This window comes from Escherichia sp. 94.0001 (assembly GCF_013369155.2).
Taxonomy (GTDB): Bacteria; Pseudomonadota; Gammaproteobacteria; order Enterobacterales; family Enterobacteriaceae; genus Escherichia; species Escherichia coli_F.
In genome coordinates this window covers 1-237 of the sequence record NZ_JABWMS020000335.1, presented here as the reverse complement: position 1 = coordinate 237, position 237 = coordinate 1, and the positions used below count along the sequence as shown (strand labels likewise).

Annotated in this window: 2 pseudogenes; one reads left to right on the top strand and one right to left on the bottom strand. The window is 51.1% G+C overall.

Features of this window, described 5'->3' with window-relative positions:
* A pseudogene (locus tag HEN33_RS26720) lies at window positions 1-85 on the bottom strand (YlcI/YnfO family protein); the annotation flags it as partial.
* 41 nt (window positions 86-126) lie between these two features.
* Between HEN33_RS26720 and HEN33_RS26005 the strand changes: the two are divergent.
* Window positions 127-237: pseudogene (locus HEN33_RS26005) on the top strand (HNH endonuclease); the annotation flags it as partial.

The following is a 237-nucleotide window of genomic DNA, read 5'->3' as shown; positions in this document are numbered from 1 at the left end:
GGGCGATATTGATCTGTTCAATCATGTGATTGGGGAAACGGATATTGCGGATTGTTGTTCTGCGGGGCCGGTTTTTCGATGACATTTTCTTTCCTCTGGTGACAAGCTATATGGCGAGGATTTTACATGGCTGTGCTTCGTACGTTACCGGGCAGAATCAAAACTCTGAATACCCGGCGGGAGAATGTCCTGAAGGGTGAACAGCGTCGGGTCAGTGGCAGTGCCCGGGTTTCCCTC